Annotated in this window: 12 protein-coding genes; 8 read left to right on the top strand and 4 right to left on the bottom strand. The window is 46.6% G+C overall.

Translation table 11 applies throughout. From position 1 onward, the window contains the following. The first annotated feature begins 90 nt into the window (after positions 1-90). The 3 genes from FYJ34_RS02335 (at position 91) to FYJ34_RS02325 (ending at position 5,634) form a co-directional block, all read left to right on the top strand. On the top strand, positions 91-1,338 hold the full coding sequence (locus FYJ34_RS02335; RefSeq protein ID WP_154475925.1) for a 6-phosphofructokinase: 1,248 nt from the start codon (positions 91-93) through the stop codon (positions 1,336-1,338). Positions 1,339-2,044: 706 nt separating this feature from the next. After that, the gene (locus FYJ34_RS02330; RefSeq protein ID WP_154475923.1) at positions 2,045-3,655 is read left to right on the top strand and encodes a hypothetical protein; all 1,611 of its coding nucleotides are present in this window, start codon (positions 2,045-2,047) and stop codon (positions 3,653-3,655) included. Beyond that, positions 3,640-5,634 (top strand): Ig-like domain-containing protein, encoded by a 1,995-nt coding sequence (locus FYJ34_RS02325; protein ID WP_154475921.1) that lies wholly within the window; start codon positions 3,640-3,642, stop codon positions 5,632-5,634. Before FYJ34_RS02330 ends, FYJ34_RS02325 begins: the two co-directional genes overlap by 16 nt. 202 nt (positions 5,635-5,836) lie before the next feature. Here the strand turns inward: FYJ34_RS02325 and FYJ34_RS02320 are convergent, their stop codons facing one another. From FYJ34_RS02320 to FYJ34_RS02310, 3 genes are all read right to left on the bottom strand, one after another. Next, the gene (locus tag FYJ34_RS02320; protein WP_173017045.1) at positions 5,837-7,912 is read right to left on the bottom strand and encodes an FtsX-like permease family protein; all 2,076 of its coding nucleotides are present in this window, start codon (positions 7,910-7,912) and stop codon (positions 5,837-5,839) included. A 167-nt stretch (positions 7,913-8,079) separates the two neighbouring features. Beyond that, positions 8,080-8,778 carry an ABC transporter ATP-binding protein gene (locus FYJ34_RS02315; RefSeq protein ID WP_334296364.1) on the bottom strand — a complete coding sequence of 233 codons (699 nt, stop codon included), beginning with the start codon at positions 8,776-8,778 and terminating at the stop codon, positions 8,080-8,082. 68 nt (positions 8,779-8,846) lie between these two features. Next, positions 8,847-10,070, bottom strand: a complete 1,224-nt coding sequence (locus FYJ34_RS02310; RefSeq protein WP_154475915.1) for a 6-phosphofructokinase — start codon at positions 10,068-10,070, stop codon at positions 8,847-8,849. A gap of 240 nt (positions 10,071-10,310) precedes the next feature. Between FYJ34_RS02310 and FYJ34_RS02305 the strand changes: the two genes are divergently transcribed. The 4 genes from FYJ34_RS02305 to FYJ34_RS02290 all read left to right on the top strand — a co-directional run bounded on the left by FYJ34_RS02305 (position 10,311) and on the right by FYJ34_RS02290 (position 13,473). Further along, positions 10,311-11,327 (top strand): glycosyltransferase family 2 protein, encoded by a 1,017-nt coding sequence (locus tag FYJ34_RS02305; protein WP_154475913.1) that lies wholly within the window; start codon positions 10,311-10,313, stop codon positions 11,325-11,327. A 46-nt stretch (positions 11,328-11,373) separates the two neighbouring features. Further along, complete coding sequence (locus tag FYJ34_RS02300) at positions 11,374-11,859, top strand: NUDIX hydrolase (RefSeq protein ID WP_235899190.1); 486 nt, start codon at positions 11,374-11,376, stop codon at positions 11,857-11,859. 88 nt (positions 11,860-11,947) lie between these two features. Then, positions 11,948-12,265 (top strand): thioredoxin, encoded by a 318-nt coding sequence (trxA, locus tag FYJ34_RS02295; protein ID WP_154475909.1) that lies wholly within the window; start codon positions 11,948-11,950, stop codon positions 12,263-12,265. A 227-nt stretch (positions 12,266-12,492) separates the two neighbouring features. After that, entirely contained in the window at positions 12,493-13,473 is a 981-nt protein-coding gene (locus tag FYJ34_RS02290) for an alpha/beta fold hydrolase (protein WP_154478779.1), read from the top strand. A 38-nt stretch (positions 13,474-13,511) separates the two neighbouring features. Here FYJ34_RS02290 and FYJ34_RS02285 read toward each other — a convergent pair whose 3' ends face one another. Next, positions 13,512-14,186, bottom strand: a complete 675-nt coding sequence (locus FYJ34_RS02285) for a Crp/Fnr family transcriptional regulator (RefSeq protein ID WP_154475907.1) — start codon at positions 14,184-14,186, stop codon at positions 13,512-13,514. A 452-nt stretch (positions 14,187-14,638) separates the two neighbouring features. Here FYJ34_RS02285 and FYJ34_RS02280 point away from each other — a divergent pair, with 452 nt between their 5' ends. Further along, positions 14,639-16,219: a DEAD/DEAH box helicase gene (locus tag FYJ34_RS02280; RefSeq protein ID WP_154475905.1), complete on the top strand. Its 1,581-nt coding sequence runs from the start codon at positions 14,639-14,641 to the stop codon at positions 16,217-16,219. The last annotated feature ends 1 nt before the right edge of the window (position 16,220 follow it).

The raw sequence follows: 16,220 nt of genomic DNA, 5'->3' as shown, positions 1-16,220 counted from the left end.
CGTTCGGTTTTATGGACATTTCTATAAAAATATACTAAAATAATAGAGATGAAATCAGAAAATACAGGAAAAGAAGGAAGGGAGTTTGTCATGAAGAGAAATGTGATCGTAGGACAGTCGGGCGGACCGACTGCCGCCATTAATTCCAGTCTGGCGGGAGTGTACCGCACAGCAAAGGACAGAGGTGCAAACAAGGTATACGGGATGCTGCACGGGGTGCAGGGACTTCTTCAGGAAAAGTATATAGATCTGTCAGATCATATTAAAACGGAGCTGGATGCAGAGCTTCTGAAGCGTACACCGGCGGCTTTTTTGGGATCCTGCCGCTATAAGCTTCCGGAGATCCATGAAAACAGGGAGGTTTATGATAAGATTTTTGAAATTCTGGACAGGCTGGATATAGAAGCCTTTATCTATATCGGAGGAAACGATTCCATGGATACCATCAAAAAGCTGTCGGATTATGCCATTATCACCGGACATTCCACACGCTTCGTAGGATGTCCCAAGACGATCGACAATGACCTGGCGCTGACGGATCATACGCCGGGATACGGAAGTGCGGCAAAATACATCGGAACCTCCATGAAGGAGATCATCCGGGATGGATTTTGTCTGGAATATGAAAAAGGCGTGGTGACGATCGTAGAGATCATGGGACGCAATGCCGGCTGGCTGACGGGTGCAACGGCGCTTTCCAAGGGAGAGGACTGCGAAGGACCGGATCTGATCTATCTTCCGGAGATCGTATTTGACCTGGAAGAATTCTGCGGGAAGGTGAAGAAGCTTCTCCAGGAGAAAACGTCTATTGTGGTTGCCGTATCCGAAGGGATCCGTGTGGCAGACGGAAGGTATGTCTGCGAGATGGGAAGCAGCATTGACTTTGTAGACGCTTTTGGGCATAAGCAGCTGTCCGGGACCGCTTCCTATCTGGCAAGCTTTATCGCGGGAGAAGTAGGATGCAAGACCAGAGCCATCGAGCTTAGCACCCTGCAAAGATCAGCCTCCCATGCGGCGTCCAGAGTGGATATCCTGGAGGCGTATCAGGTGGGTGGAGCAGCGGTAAAGGCGGCGGATGAAGGCGACTCCGGAAAAATGGTAGTGTTGCAGAGACTTTCAGACGATCCGTATCAGTGCGGTACAGAGGTCAAGGATGTCCACAAGATCGCCAATGACGAAAAACTGGTTCCCAGAGCATGGGTCAATGAGGAAGGAACCTACGTGACCGGAGAATTTATATCCTATGTAAGACCGCTGATTCAGGGAGATGTTTCCCCTGTTATGGTAGACGGGATCCCCAGACACCTGTATACTCCCAAGGAATTAAGTCACAGATAGAGAAGAAACAGGACGGATCGAAAGCAGTCATTTCAGAAAGTCCTGACGCTGACGGATCAATTGCCCCTCAAAGTGCACATGGCATTTGGGGGGCGACTTATTTAGAGGGATCGGGTTGCTTTGGGAGAAGGAGCTTTTTTTACAAAGTCAATGCCGATTCCTTTTTTATATCCTTTGTAAAACATTCATAAAAATTGACAAATCCTGGAATTCCCTTGTGTTTTTACAAAAAATCATATACTATGAATTCATTCTTAGCAGGGAAACCTGCGTCTATCTGCTTGTCAGCAGATCCTGCCGTATGATCCATCGAAGCGGCACATCATTGTTCCCATTGCATGATCTTAATGAAGAGGTATAGCTGGTTCCCCTTGTATTGGGTTGGCGAAACGGCGTACAGTTGTTCCTATCACAGTGTTTTGGCGAAGCAGCGCATAGTTGTTCCCATTACAAGGTTTTGGCAAAGCAGTATACAGTTGCTCCCAATATAGTGTTTTGGCGAAGCGGCGTATAGTTGTTCTCATTACAAGGTTTTGGAAAAGCAGTATACAGTTGCTCCCCTTACAAGGTTTTGGCGAAACGGCATATATTTGGCCGCATTGTGTTATTTTGAGAGGGAGACGATATCTTTTGCAGCATTGGGATATTTTAGCAGAGAGACAGACAGTTGATCTCACTACATTGTTTTAACAGAGAGGTGTATCATTTGCAGACAGGTCGAAGATTTGATGTACTTCGTCTGATCCAGTGTCAGAAAACATGTCACAGAGGAATGGACAGCGTCAGAGGAAGGCGGCTGACAGACCTTCTGTCTGAAGAAAAGGAGATTTCCAAGGAAGAATTCTTTTCGTGGGTGGAAACCATGACAAAACAGCTGGATCAGTTGTACAAAGACAGGGAAGAGCCCTGCTATCAATTTTTAAATCCTTATTCTATCATCATCAGCACATCCCGGGAGTTGTTTCTTTTAGATTACTCCTCTGAAACCAATCACAAAACTATTCTTTTTATCAATCAAAGAAAGATCCGAAACTTTTTTCTTCCGGAAGGAAGCACATATTACGACAGACCCAGCCTGGCGCTGGATCTGTTTGGACTGGGCAGGACGCTACAATATATCCTGACCTATGGACAGATCACACCGGGACTTGGGAAGAGAGAGGAACTGCAGCTGCGTAAGATCATTTCTGCCTGTCTGCATCCGTCTCCGGCATTTGCATATGGGGCGCTGTTTCGGATAAAGCGAAGGATCAGTGGGCTGAGCCGGAAAAACAAAAGGCAATTGAAAAATCATCGAAAAACATCGGGCTCTTCTAAGATAAAAAAAGAGATACCGCATGAAAAAGGAAAACTGGTTTCTCCCAGGAGGAAAAAAGCAGGAAAAATTATCGGGATAGGAGGAGGGATCCTTCTCATCCTGTTGGCAGGATGGCTTTTTATCCCGCAGGCGGTCGGCTTTGAAAAAAGAGAAGAGAAGGAAGCGGCAGTAAGAGAAAATGATGAAACAGGAACACAAAACCCAAAAAGGGGAGAAGACAGAAAAGGCAGAGGAGCCGGACAGAAGGAAAAGAAGAAAGACGCCGGACAGGAAGTGGAAAGGGATATGGCGATAGCATATGTGCTGGAGCAAGGGAATGAGGAGCTGGGAAAAGCGTATTTAAGGATGCTGGCAGAGCGAGGAAGAACGGGGAAAGACATTCAGATTGTAGCGGAGGGGATCCGAAGGAAAAAGGGAGGAAAACAGATAGAAACAAGTTTAAAAAGACTGGAAGGACAAGAAAAGCAAAGCAGGAGCAGATATTATCGACGATTTTTGATCCAGGGGTATCTGCAGTTAAAAAGTACAAGAGGATATGAAAAGGTTATTGAGATCGGACGGGAGTGCCAGAAGGAAACATGGAGTGAAAAAGAAATGTGGGAAATCATGGAAGCCATGGCGATTGCCTGGGAGGAGTTGGGAGAAACAGAAAAATCGGCAAAGGTGTATGAAAATCTGATCGGCCTGACAAAGGAGGAAAAGAAAAAAGAAAGTCTGTACAAGAAAGTGGATTTTTTGATGCGTCAGACCGGGCAGGAAGAGGAGAGGGGAAAGCTTTTGGAAAAAGGCACGGAGGAACTGAAAACCTCCAGGGAATTACGGAACCTTCACATTAAATGGTATTGTGACAGCAAGGAAAAAACCAGGGAAGACTGTGCCGGTGTGATCCAAAAATATTTGCAAGATTGTCCGGAGTTAAGAGAGGACAGGGGATTTCAAAAGCTGCAGGAAGAGTACGGGATACGAGAGGAGGAAGAGAAGATATGGATAGAAAAATAAGAGCGCCACATGGGAAAAAAAGAGAGGGCGTCTGGAAAAAAGCAGGAATGATTTTTTGCATCATAGTCTGTTTTTTGATGAGCCTGGGAGCAGAAGGAAAAGGAGTGGTGAAAAGCGGGGAGATGACGGGAGAAATGGGTGGTAGCGATTCTGCCGGGAGGAACCGGATGGAGGTTTTAGAGGAAGATTTGAGACAACAGCCGTCGGGGATCGAAACCGGAAAAGAAGATTGGCAGGAGGAAAAAGACCGGAAGGAAGGGGAGGGGAGAGAGGAAGAGCAGGAAAAAGAAAATCAGGAAGAAGAAAATCAGGAAGAAGAAAATCAGGAAGAAGCGAAAGAAAGGGAGAAGGAGCTTGTGGTGGAGGCGTCTTTGCCGGATGGAAAGGGCGGATATTACCGGACATTGCCGGAGGTAAAGATAAGCAGGCAGACCCGGGAAGGAACGATCCGATATCGGTTGATAAGGGAGGACAAAACGGAAAAGGAAGGAGAGATCCCAGAAGGGGGCGAGGGGGCGCTGACAGAAATGAAATTTCCGCAGCAGGAATGGGAAGAGGGGAGGCAGACCCTGATCCTTTGGAGAGAAGACAAGGAAAGCACAGAAAAAGAGGGAACAGAAGAGGAAGGAAATTCCAAAGAAACGGGTAGATGGGAGAGAGAATTTTTGATAGATACGGTTCCGCCCCAGATACGGCTGCTGCCGCAGCCGGAGCTTTACGGGTGGCGCAAGGAACCGTTTGCATTTACGGCGTACAGCAGAGACACCGGAAGCGGGGTAGAGACAACCATCTGTTTTGAAAACGGGAAGGAGATTAAAAGAGGGAGAGAGGAAGTGAAAGGGATGGTCACAGGGGAGTCGGTGGAAGGATTACCGATACAGATCCTGATAAGAGCAGAAGATCTGGCGGGGAATATCCAGGAAAAAGGGATAGAGGCCTATGTTGACAAGAAGCCGCCGACCATCACTATCGAAGGAGGAGAGGACTATACGATCACCAGCAGGGCGCTGGAGCTGACCTGCACGATCACGGAAGAAAACCGGCTGAAAGAAGCAGGAGGCGTACTGGAAAGAGAGGAAGGAAAAGAGCAAAAGGAAAAAGTAGAAATAGAAGGTTGGAAAACAAACAAAAAAGATACAAAAACCTGTGTCCGGCTGGAAAAAGACGGAAAGTATCAGATAAGGCTTTGGGGAGAGGATCTGGCAGGGCATCAGGCAAAGAAGGAACTTCACGTGATCCTGGACAGCCAAAATCCGGTGATCCGATATGTGGATCAGCTAAATGGAAGCTGCCGGAAAAAATTTGTGTGGGAATATCCCATAGAAGATACGATAGAAGATATGACCAGTGTTCAGTACGTGATGGAACTGGACAAAAGAGTCTATGCAGCAGGCGAGGAAGTGACGGAAGAAGGAAGGCACAGACTGACGGTAACAGCGGTGGATGCCGCCGGCAACACAGGGAAAGCACAGGCAGAGTTTATGATAGATCATACACCGCCCGTCGTAATCTGGGAAGGGGCAAACGAGGAAGGGATTTACGAAAAAGCAGTAAATCTGAAGATCCGGACAGAAAAGATGGCAGACCGGATCAGAAGGGTTTGGATCAATGGAGAACTTCAAAAAAGAAAAGGGAAAAAAGAAAGAGAAGATCTGCGGTTTCAAGATCCGGGGACCTATAAGGTGACTGTGGAGGCGGAGGATACAGCAGGCAATACTTCCGTCCAGACACGGTCATTTTCAGTGGTCCAAAGAGCAGGGTGGCTGAAAAGAACGATTCGCAGCCTGAAATATTCGAAAGGGGAGGAAGTCTGGCAGGAAAATAAGAACTCAAACAGAAAAACAGGAAAGCCTGTCAAAAGAAAATGGAATAAAATTGTCTGGACTGCAGGAATCTGTACACTGGTTTGGGGGATCTGGGGAACGGTTCTTTATAAAAAGAGAAAAAAACCGGCTCATAAAAGGGAGGATGCCGGGTAATCGACTTTGCGACACCCGGCACGTATTATGAAAAAGTTTATTCGAAAAATAGTTTGCACTATTGGTCAGTGGTCAAAAGAACGTATCAGAAGAATGAAATCAATCTTAACTGATACGTTCAGTATAAAGAGCAACTATGAAAAAAAAGTGTTTTACAAATGAAAGTTTTTTAAAGGAAAGATGAACAAAGTGTGAACGAAGCTTATCCGCTGACTTCCTTCAGATTTTCCGCCATATTCAGCCTTGAGATTTTTCCGGCCTGTAAAAACTGTACCAGCACATAGACGGCGATGCCAAGAACAAAGGCGATCAGATACATATAAAAGGGAATAGAAGCCTCAATGTATGCGTCCAGTTTACGGAAAGAAATCTGTATCAATTTTTTTGTAAAAATATCCAGCAAAGGCATCAGAAGGAGCAGGTATAGGATCACCGCATTTCTGACAGAAGCAATATAGATCCGGGAAATTTCGCCGGTCTGGAACCCGAAGATCTTCAGATAAGAAATGTCGGTGCGGGACTTATCCAGGATCAGCTTACTAAGCACATAAAGCAGGATCAGATAGAAACAAAGGGAGACTACCAGTAAAGTTGTGCTGACTGACTGGAAAGAATCCAAAAAGTGATCCATATATTTGGAAAGGCCGGCTCTGTCAATTTCTGTGATCAGAAGGTCTTTGTTGAGGGACAGTTTCGTATCAGAAAAATATGCGTTGTAATAAGAGGGATCTTTTCCAAGAAGGCGATTCAGGTGTTTCAAGGGGAGATAGACCTCTACGGCGTGGACGTCCTCCATGATAACAGCGATCTTCAACTTTTCCGATCGGGAGGTGTAGGGAATCTTCACCTGGATCCGACTGCCTGTTTTTAGTTGGTATTTTCTGGAAAATCCTCTGGAAACAGCAACTTCTCCGGGAGCCAGCCGTCGGATATGGGCGGAGGATTCGTATTTGCTGCCGGATTCCATCCCATAGAAGGAGATTTCTTTCCCTAGAGAATCCAGATCCAGTTTGGCAACGACAGCTTTTTTTGCATCCTCCTGAACCGGCTGAGGGGATTTTATCAAAGTGATATAATTATATTTCATTTCTTTTTGGATATCATCCGTGTATTTGTGAAAGATCGGTTTAAAGGACAGTCCAAAGATCAACATGACATTTGCAAGAAACAGTCCCAAAAACAGCGTCAGGATATTCAGTTTGTTGTCCAGAAGGACGCGGATCCTGAACCGGTGAACAAAGCCCAGTTTTTCCAGAGAGAGGGTTTTCCGGTTTTTCTGTTTTACAAATTCTTTTCGCAGGAATCGCAGAGGAGTCAGGTTCAGCTTTAGGGACAGCATCAGCAGATTCACAAAAAACATAATGGAAACGGGAATGACAGTCGTCAGGATAAATGCGCGCAGACTGAATACAGGAGTAAACGGAGGCAGACTGAAGGAATTGTAATACAAAGCAGAAAACAGATGATAGACCTTGGTGTAAGCAAGGAGATTCCCCAAAGCTGAGGCAAGAATGGTCAGGGAAAGAGGAATACAAAGATAGTGAAAAAGAAGTTCTTTTTTCGTATAGCCGGAAGCCAGGAGAGTACCGATCACAGGAGCTTCGTCTTCGATCAGAGTTCTGGCCTGCATGGTGACCACAAAAGATATAGAGATCAGAATCAGAGTCATCAGTGTGATCATCATGGGGACATCCCCTCCCATATCATCCATGACATAGGTGATACACTTATTGTCGAACCGGGTCACACCGTCTGTAACGGCGGTGCTTTGGTGAACAATCTTTGTTAAGGTATTCAGCTTTTCGTGTGCCTGGGAAGCAGAGAGCTTTTCCTGTGTGTGGTAGGAATAGCAATATTTCAGGGAAGCGGGATCAAAGGTGCGAAAGCCGGAGGCAGATACCAGAGCAATCCCGAAATAGCCGGTGTCCATGACCAGATCCGAACGGTTTTTCAGCAGAGAGCTGTAATCCGGAACAGAGAAAAATCCTACGATCTTAAAGGAATTTCCTGCCAGCTTTATGGTATCGCCGATGCGCTGGTGGTTGGCGGCAGCCATATTTTGAGCAATGGCAATTTCATCCGCCTTTTTGGGCAGTCTTCCCTGAAAAAGAGACGGCAGGTTGATGGAAGTTCTGTTTTGGTAGATCCGCAGGACTTTATTTGGAGAAAAAGCTTCTTCTACATAAAAATTTTGATACAGGCGGATGTTTTCTTTTTCCAGAGAAGCAATCGTATCGGAGTTTAGCTCTTGCGCGGCAGTGAACTGGCCGCTTTCCACTTTTTTCTCCCGGAGATCTCGCTCATACAATTTTTTGATGGAGCCCTGGACGATAAAAAAGGATGACATCATTACCGTGGTTAAAAACAGCAGGAAAAATATAGGGAAATATCTTCCGGGCTGGGTCAGGAAGATTCGGGGGATTCTCTTATTTACAGGATTTTTCATTACCAATTCACCTCGTTCGCTGAAATCAAATGGTCATTTTGCAAAACCGACTGAAGAGTTCCGTCATGAAGCTTTAGTATGAGATGACACATATTTGCGATCTGGACATTATGTGTCGCAATGATGATGGTGGTGTGATAGGTCTGATTTAGATGTTCGAGCAGGCGGAGAACTTCTTTTGCACTCTCGTAATCCAGTGCGCCTGTGGGCTCATCACAGATAAGAAGAGAAGGGTTTTTGATCATGGCTCTTCCGATAGAAGTCCGTTGAGCCTGTCCGCCGGAAATCTGATTCGGATATTTAGACAGGTGCTGCTTCAGCCCCAGAGAAGCGGTCAGCTGATCCAGAGGAAGCGGAGAGTCGGACAAATAGGCGCCTACCTCGATATTTTCTTTCACGGTAAGATTGCTGACCAGGTTATAGAATTGAAAGACGAAGCCCAGATGCCTTCGGCGATATAGGCTCAGCTCTTTCCGGGTCATATGTTCCAGAGATTCCCCGTTTACCTGGACGCTTCCGGCATCGATCTCTTCGATTCCGCCAAGAATATTCAGCAGAGTGGATTTTCCGGAGCCGGAAGGTCCAAGCAGGCAGATGAGCCTCCCATCGGGGAGTTCCAGGTTGAGTCCTTTTAATACTTCTACACGATTTTTGCTGGTTCCATAGTATTTGTGTAAATCTGTAATCTTAATCATGATGCTTCCCTCCTTGAGGGAAGTATAGCATAAAAAAGAGTTATTGAGAATTGTTTTCAATTAAAAAGATATTATTTTCTATAGGCAAAAAGCGGGATCCCGTTTTTTGTAGGAAGCTCCACATAGCCCTGGGTTAAGGGGCGGACATAGTCGATAAAAGAATCGCTGATGTCAGAGCCATCCTGGGTGATCCATTCGGAAGGAACGGATTTTTCCCGGTTACATACCAGATTTACATCGACAGTCCCATAGGAGAGTTCATAAGGGATGCTTCTGTTCCGGCAGAAGGTGATCATTTTTCCGGTTTGCCCCTGGAGGGCGCAGTGAAGTGCAAAAATTCCGGCATTTTCTGCTTCGTCCAGATCTACGCGGGAAAGATGAGAGCAGGAACAGCGCTGGCAGACGTTCAGTTCAATGGAACGTACTTTGACATGCAATCTCTCCCGGATCAGATTTTCCAGATATTTTCCCGCGCCGGCAAGCATCTTGTGGCCAAAGGAATCTACGCCTGCACTCTGGGTATATTCACAGATGAAGGTCTTGTTCTTATCATGGATCCCCTCGGAGATACAGACCACCAGATTAGGCGTAGACGCTAAGGAAGCTTCTACTTTTGCTACAAAATCTTCAGTGGAAAAGTCCGATTCCGGCAGATAGATCAGCACAGGATTATCTCCCTTGAATTTTCTGGCAAGGATGGAGGAGGCGGTCAGCCACCCGGCATGCCGTCCCATGATCTCCACGATCGTAACAGATTTCAGATTATCATAGACGTTAGCGTCCGTAGCAATTTCCCTGACGGTGGTGGCTACATATTTTGCGGCGCTTCCGTACCCCGGCGTATGATCTGTTTCCATCAGATCATTGTCTATAGTCTTGGGGATACCGATAAAGCGGATGGTGCTGTTCACAGAAGCGGCATATTTTGAAAGCTTGCTCACTGTGTCCATGGAATCATTGCCGCCAATATAGAAAAAATATCCGATATCCAGGGCAGAAAATTTCTGGAACAATGTTTGATAGACAGGGTCGGTGAGATCCTCCGGAAGCTTATACCGGCAGGAACCAAGATAAGCGCCGGGAGTGGTGCGAATCAGATCCAGCTGATGAAGATGTTCCTCCTTCCGGATATCTGCAACGGTGTCGTGGAGAAACCCCTCGATCCCATTGATCATTCCATAGATCTTATCAATGTGAGAAGTGCTTTTTAGTCCCTCGGTGATCACTCCGTACAGACTGCTGTTGATGACGGCGGTGGGACCGCCGGACTGACCTACGATCATATTCTTTTTCATAAGAATCCTCCTGTTTTGCATTATGTCCTCTACTATAACGGAAGAAGGGAAAAATGACAAATCTTTTTCATGGGGATTGGAAAGGAAGAGAAAATGTTTTATACTGTCATGGAAGCAGACGTCAGTTTCGGCAGGAGCAGAAAACGGAGACACCTTGTATGAAAAGAATACAGGCGTCGGGGAAAGGATGTCCCTGAGCGGGACAGGCTTTGACAGAACAAGAAGAGAGAGGGGAAAGGTATGAAGTATATTTCATTTGCGATTCCATGCTTTAATTCAGAAGCTTATATGGAAAAGGCAATCGAAAGTATTCTCAAAGGAGGGGAAGAGGTTGAGATCATTATCGTAAATGACGGCTCCAAAGATAACACTTCGCAGATCGCGCATCGGTATGAAGCAGACTACCCGGGAATCGTCCGGGTGATCGACAAAGAAAACGGAGGCCATGGGGATGCGGTAAACGCAGGTCTTGACAATGCAACAGGAAAATATTTTAAAGTGGTTGACAGCGATGACTGGGTAGATGAATACAGCCTTTTTACGATCCTGGACTTTTTCAGGAAGCTGGAAGCAAACGGACAGTCGGTAGATATGCTGATCTCCAACTATGTGTATGAAAAAGAGGGTGCGCCCCGGAAAAAGGTCATCCATTACAGAAATGCTCTGCCTCAGGACACCTTCTTTAAGTGGGAGGACACCAACAGGTTCCGCCTGGATCAGTATATTCTGATGCACTCCGTGATCTATAGGACAGATCTTTTGAAGGTAGGACAGCTCAGACTGCCCAAGCACACGTTTTACGTGGATAATATCTATGTGTATTATCCGCTACCATGGGTACGCAGGATGTATTATCTGGATGTGGATTTTTATCGGTATTTTATCGGACGGGAGGACCAGTCCGTCAATGAGGCAAACATGATCCGGCGTGTGGATCAGCAGATCTTTGTGACCAAGTCCATGATCGATCAATATGAGATGGGGGAAATCCGAAATAAAAAGTTGCGGCGGTATATGACCAACTATCTGGCGATCATGATGACCATCTCCTCCATTCTTTTGATCCGATCCAAGGATGAAGAAAATCTGCAGAAAAAAAAGGAATTGTGGCAGTATCTGAAACGAAAGGATCTGCGTACTTATTTTAAGATCCGTTATGGGATTTTGGGGCAGACGATGAACATTCCCGGAAGCTCCGGAAGGAAGATTTCTTCTCTGGCTTACAACGTGGCAAGGAGACTGGTGGGCTTTAATTAGAAAAACGGCGGGTTTTGCGAGGATGCAGCAAAGAAAGGAGGAAGAGATGGAACAGAATGTGAGTCTGAGTACCCTTTGTTATCTGGAAAAAGACGATGCCTACCTGATGCTCCACCGTATCAAGAAGAAAAAGGACGTAAATGCAGGGAAATGGATCGGAGTCGGCGGCCATTTTGAGGCGAATGAAAGCCCGGAAGAGTGCCTGATCCGGGAAGTCCGGGAGGAGACAGGATACGAGCTGTACTCTTTTCGGTTTCGGGGGCTGGTTACCTTTGTTTCAGGGAAGGGTGTAACGGAGTATATGTCGCTGTTTACCGGAGACGGATTTACCGGACAGGAGATTTCCTGCGATGAGGGAGAGCTGAAATGGGTTCCGCTGGAAGAGATCGACAGTCTTAGCCTTTGGGAGGGAGACAGGATCTTTCTGAAGCTGCTGCGAGAAAGAGACAGCTTTTTTTCTCTGAAGCTGGTCTATGATGCCGAGGATTGCCTGCTGGAAGCGCAGCTGGATGGAAAAAATCTACAATTGTGACCAAATCACAGTTTTTTCATAAAAATGTGCTATAATGGGTGGCAGATAACAACAATCACAAGGATTCAAACAAGAAAGGAAGATAGAGATGGCAGTAGTTCATGTAAATAACGATAATTTTCAGGCAGAGGTGTTAGAGGCGAAAGTTCCGGTGCTGGTAGATTTCTGGGCAACCTGGTGCGGACCATGTCAGGCATTGGGACCGGTGATCGATGAATTGGCCGGAGAGGTAACAGACGCAAAGATCTGTAAGCTGGATGTGGATGAGAGTCCGGAGCTGGCAAGAAAGTTCAGAGTGATGTCTGTACCCACTCTTATCGTGTTCCGTAACGGTGAGGCGGTAAAGAGAGTGGTAGGCGGAAAAAGCAAGGGAGAGCTTTTGGAGCTTTTACAGCAGGAGGCTTAAATGACGGAAGGCTAAAGAGCCGGATGGAAAAAGATAGAAGCAGGACAAAGGAAGTCGGCGCAGGAAGCACAGGGTGTCGTGGAGGATTCCACACCTCTGTCTTTTTGCGGTTATAAAGAGTCAAAGCTCCGGATTTTGCAGGGAGCCTTGGCGGCTATCTATGAACCGGCAAGGCACTTTTGGCATTTCCGATGCGTGTAATGGAAAACAGGAGGGGGAGTATAGTGATGAGGAGAGAATTTACGTATCTTTCAGCAGACAAGGTGACCAGGATCCATGGGATAGAATGGAAGCCGGAGGGTCAGGTGATAGGAGTTCTTCAGATCAGCCATGGGATGAAGGAGTATATCGGCAGATATGATGAATTTGCAAAAGTCTGTGCAAAACATGGATATTATGTGGTGGGAAATGATCATCTGGGACATGGAAGATCGGTGGCAGATGAAACGTGTTACGGGTATTTTCATGAAACCCGGGGCAATGCCTTTGTGCTGCAGGATCTTCACAGACTGCATCAGATCACGAAGGAAAAGTATCCCGATGTTCCGTATATTCTTCTTGGCCACAGCATGGGTTCTTTTCTGGCCAGACAATATGCCTCTATGTATGGGAGACAGTTGTCGGGGCTGATCGTAATGGGATCAGGCTGGCAGCCGCTACCTGCCATCTGGGCAGGAAAAGCGTTGAGCCAGATACTTTTAGCAGTCAAAGGCTGGAAACACAGAAGCAATCTCCTGGAAAAAATTGCATTTGCAGGATATTTATCCAGAATTTCTCCCAAAAGGACAGAGATGGACTGGCTGACCAAAGAAGAGGAGATCGTGGACGCTTACCTGGAGAATCCGTGGTGCAGTTTTCAGTTTACAGTAAACGGATACTATCATCTGTTTCACAGTATAGAGCAGGCGCAGAAGCTGGGCAACATAGGCAGGATTCCAAAAAGACTGCCCCTCCTGCTGGTATCCGGTGAGGCTGACCCTGTGGGAAGATACGGAAAAGGGATTCAGAAGCTGTCAGACGTCTATCAGAACGCAAAGATGCGCCAGGTGCAGATGAAGCTTTATCCGGAGGACAGACATGAGATCCTAAATGAGACGGATCGCAGAGAGGTCTTTCAGGATATTCTGAACTGGATGGATCAGGTGGTATCCGGCGAGGCGAAACAGACAAGCCTTGAAGAAGCTTCTTTTGAGGAAGAATGGGATTAGAAAGAAAAGTGCGTACAGGAACCCCGGACTGTGGAAGACTATAAAAGCTTCCGCAGTCCGGGTTTGTCGGTTAATCTGACGATTCCGCGGGACAGCTCTACGTAACCTTCCGAGGAAAAGTAATGCAGCATACGGGTCACGACCTCACGGGCGGTTCCCATAAGTCTGGCGATTTGCTGGTGCGTCATGGAGAGTTCGTCCGACTGATACATCGCCGATTCATCCAGAAGGAAGATGGCGAGGCGCTTGTCAAAGCTCATAAACAGGATCTGCTGCATGGCCCACATCACGTCAGAGAAGCGTTCTGTTGCCATCTTGTAGGAGAAGCATTCTGCATGGATATTTTCTTTTACGATCCGATTCAGGGAAGAGGCGGTCAGCTGCAGAACCTGGCAGTTCTCCACAGCGTCGATAAACACATCGAACGTAATGGATTTTAAGACGCAGGAGGCAGACAGCACGCAGACTTCATCCTGATAGATCCGATACAATGTGATCTCTCTGCCTTCCTCAGACAGCAGATAGACCCGCAGAGAACCGGATAACACCAGCAGCATCCCGATACACTGGGAGTCGGTGCTGTGCAGGGTAGCATCTGCAGAGTAGGAAAGGCAGGAAGTGCCGGATATCAGAATCGAGCGTTGCTGTTCTGTTAATTGCTTCCAAAAAGGCAGATGTTCGGCGAGTACGGTAGGAATATGAGGCTGTTCCATAAAGATCTCCTTTGATAATATGTTTGGTTTTATAAAAGTAAACAGGATGTTTTTTTTTGTAAAAACAGTATTGACTGGCACTAGTATAAGGGAAGAAGCCGGCAGTTTTCAAGAAAAAAGTAGACAGCCGAAGGGAATCTGTGCTATGATGGCACAGGAAAATGTAGGTACTCTTTACCTGGTTCGGGTAGAGGGTATTTTTATTTCATGGGAAATTGCATCCCATAGGACGAAAATTCCGTCAAGCTTTGTGCATCTTGCGGAGAACGAGTGTTGAAAAATATGAAAGATATGATGCATCTGCCGTTTTTTGGGATGCGGCATGGAAAGATATGAGAAAGCAGGCAGGAGAGAAAGCTTTAGGATGGCATGAATGATCTGCGCCAAAGGATGGCGTCAGGGTCGAAATGAGGTAGAAGGATCTCGTTGGAAAGGAAGAAACAGGTTAGAGAATGGAAACAGTAAGATTTGAGGAACTGGGGATTTGCCCCGAAATTTTAAAGGCAGTGAAAAAAATGGGCTTTGAGGAGGCTTCGCCGATTCAGACACAGGCGATTCCGGCTGTCATGGAAGGACAGGATGTGATCGGTCAGGCGCAGACAGGAACCGGAAAAACGGCTGCGTTCGGAATCCCGCTTTTGGAGAAGATAGACCCCAAAAATAAGAAGCTGCAGGCGGTAGTCTTATGTCCGACCCGTGAGCTGGCGATCCAGGTGGCAGATGAGATCAGAAATCTGGCAGCCTATCTGCATGGAATAAAGATCCTGCCGGTATACGGGGGACAGGAGATCGTGAAACAGATCCGTTCCCTGAAACAAGGGGCTCAGCTGGTAGTAGGGACCCCGGGGCGTGTGATGGACCATATGCGGCGCCGGACCATGAAAATGGACGGGGTTCATACAGTGGTGCTGGATGAGGCAGACGAGATGTTAAATATGGGATTCAGGGAAGACATTGAGACGATTCTGGAGGGAGTTCCGGAAGAAAGGCAGACTGTCCTGTTTTCTGCTACAATGCCAAAGCCCATTCTGGATCTGACAAAACGCTTCCAGAAACAGGCCAGGATCATCAAAGTGACAAAAAAGGAACTGACCGTTCCCAATATTGAACAATTCTACTATGAAGTCAGACCGAAGAACAAAGAGGAAGTGCTTTCCAGACTGCTGGATATCTATACCCCGAAGCTCTCGGTAGTATTTTGTAATACGAAAAAGCAGGTGGATCTTTTGGTAAATGGACTGCTGGGAAGAGGCTATTTTGCAGCAGGTCTTCACGGAGACATGAAACAGACACAGAGAGACCGGGTGATGGAAGGGTTCCGAAAAGGAAAGACAGATATTTTGGTAGCGACAGATGTGGCGGCCAGAGGAATCGATGTAGATGAAGTAGAAGCGGTGTTCAACTATGATCTTCCGCAGGACGATGAATATTATGTGCACAGGATCGGGAGAACAGGCAGGGCCGGAAGAGTGGGGCGCTCCTTCTCTTTTGTAACAGGCAAAGAAGTATACAAGCTGAGGGAGATCCAAAAGTATTGTAAAACCAGGATCCTGGCACAAAAAGTTCCGTCGTTGGACGATGTGGCGAACACAAAGCTGGAGCTTTTAATGGACAGGGTGGAAGGAGTCATAGAAGAAGGGGAGTTGACATCTTATCTGAATTTGATACAATCCAAGATAAATGAATCAGAATATACCAGTATGGATATGGCTGCCGCTCTGCTGAAGATCTGCTTTGGAGAAAGAGCGGATGGAGAGGAAGAAGGATTTGGAGATACAGGAGCAGAAGAACCGGGAATGGTAAGGCTCTTTATCAATATCGGGAAAAAGAACAAGGCAAGACCGGGAGATATCCTGGGAGCGCTGACCGGTGAAAGCAATATTCCTGGAGATCTGGTAGGAACCATTGATATGTATGACAAATATACATTTGTAGAGGTTCCGGAGTCCTACGCAAGAGAGATCCTTTCCAACATGAACCGGACAAAGATCAAAGGGAAATCAGTGGCGGTAGAGCCGGCAAATCAGAAATAGT

This window comes from Suipraeoptans intestinalis (genome assembly GCF_009696485.1).
In the GTDB taxonomy this organism is placed as follows: domain Bacteria; phylum Bacillota; class Clostridia; order Lachnospirales; family Lachnospiraceae; genus Suipraeoptans; species Suipraeoptans intestinalis.
Note: the sequence above shows the minus strand (reverse complement) of the source record. Positions and strands in the feature narration are given on the sequence as shown.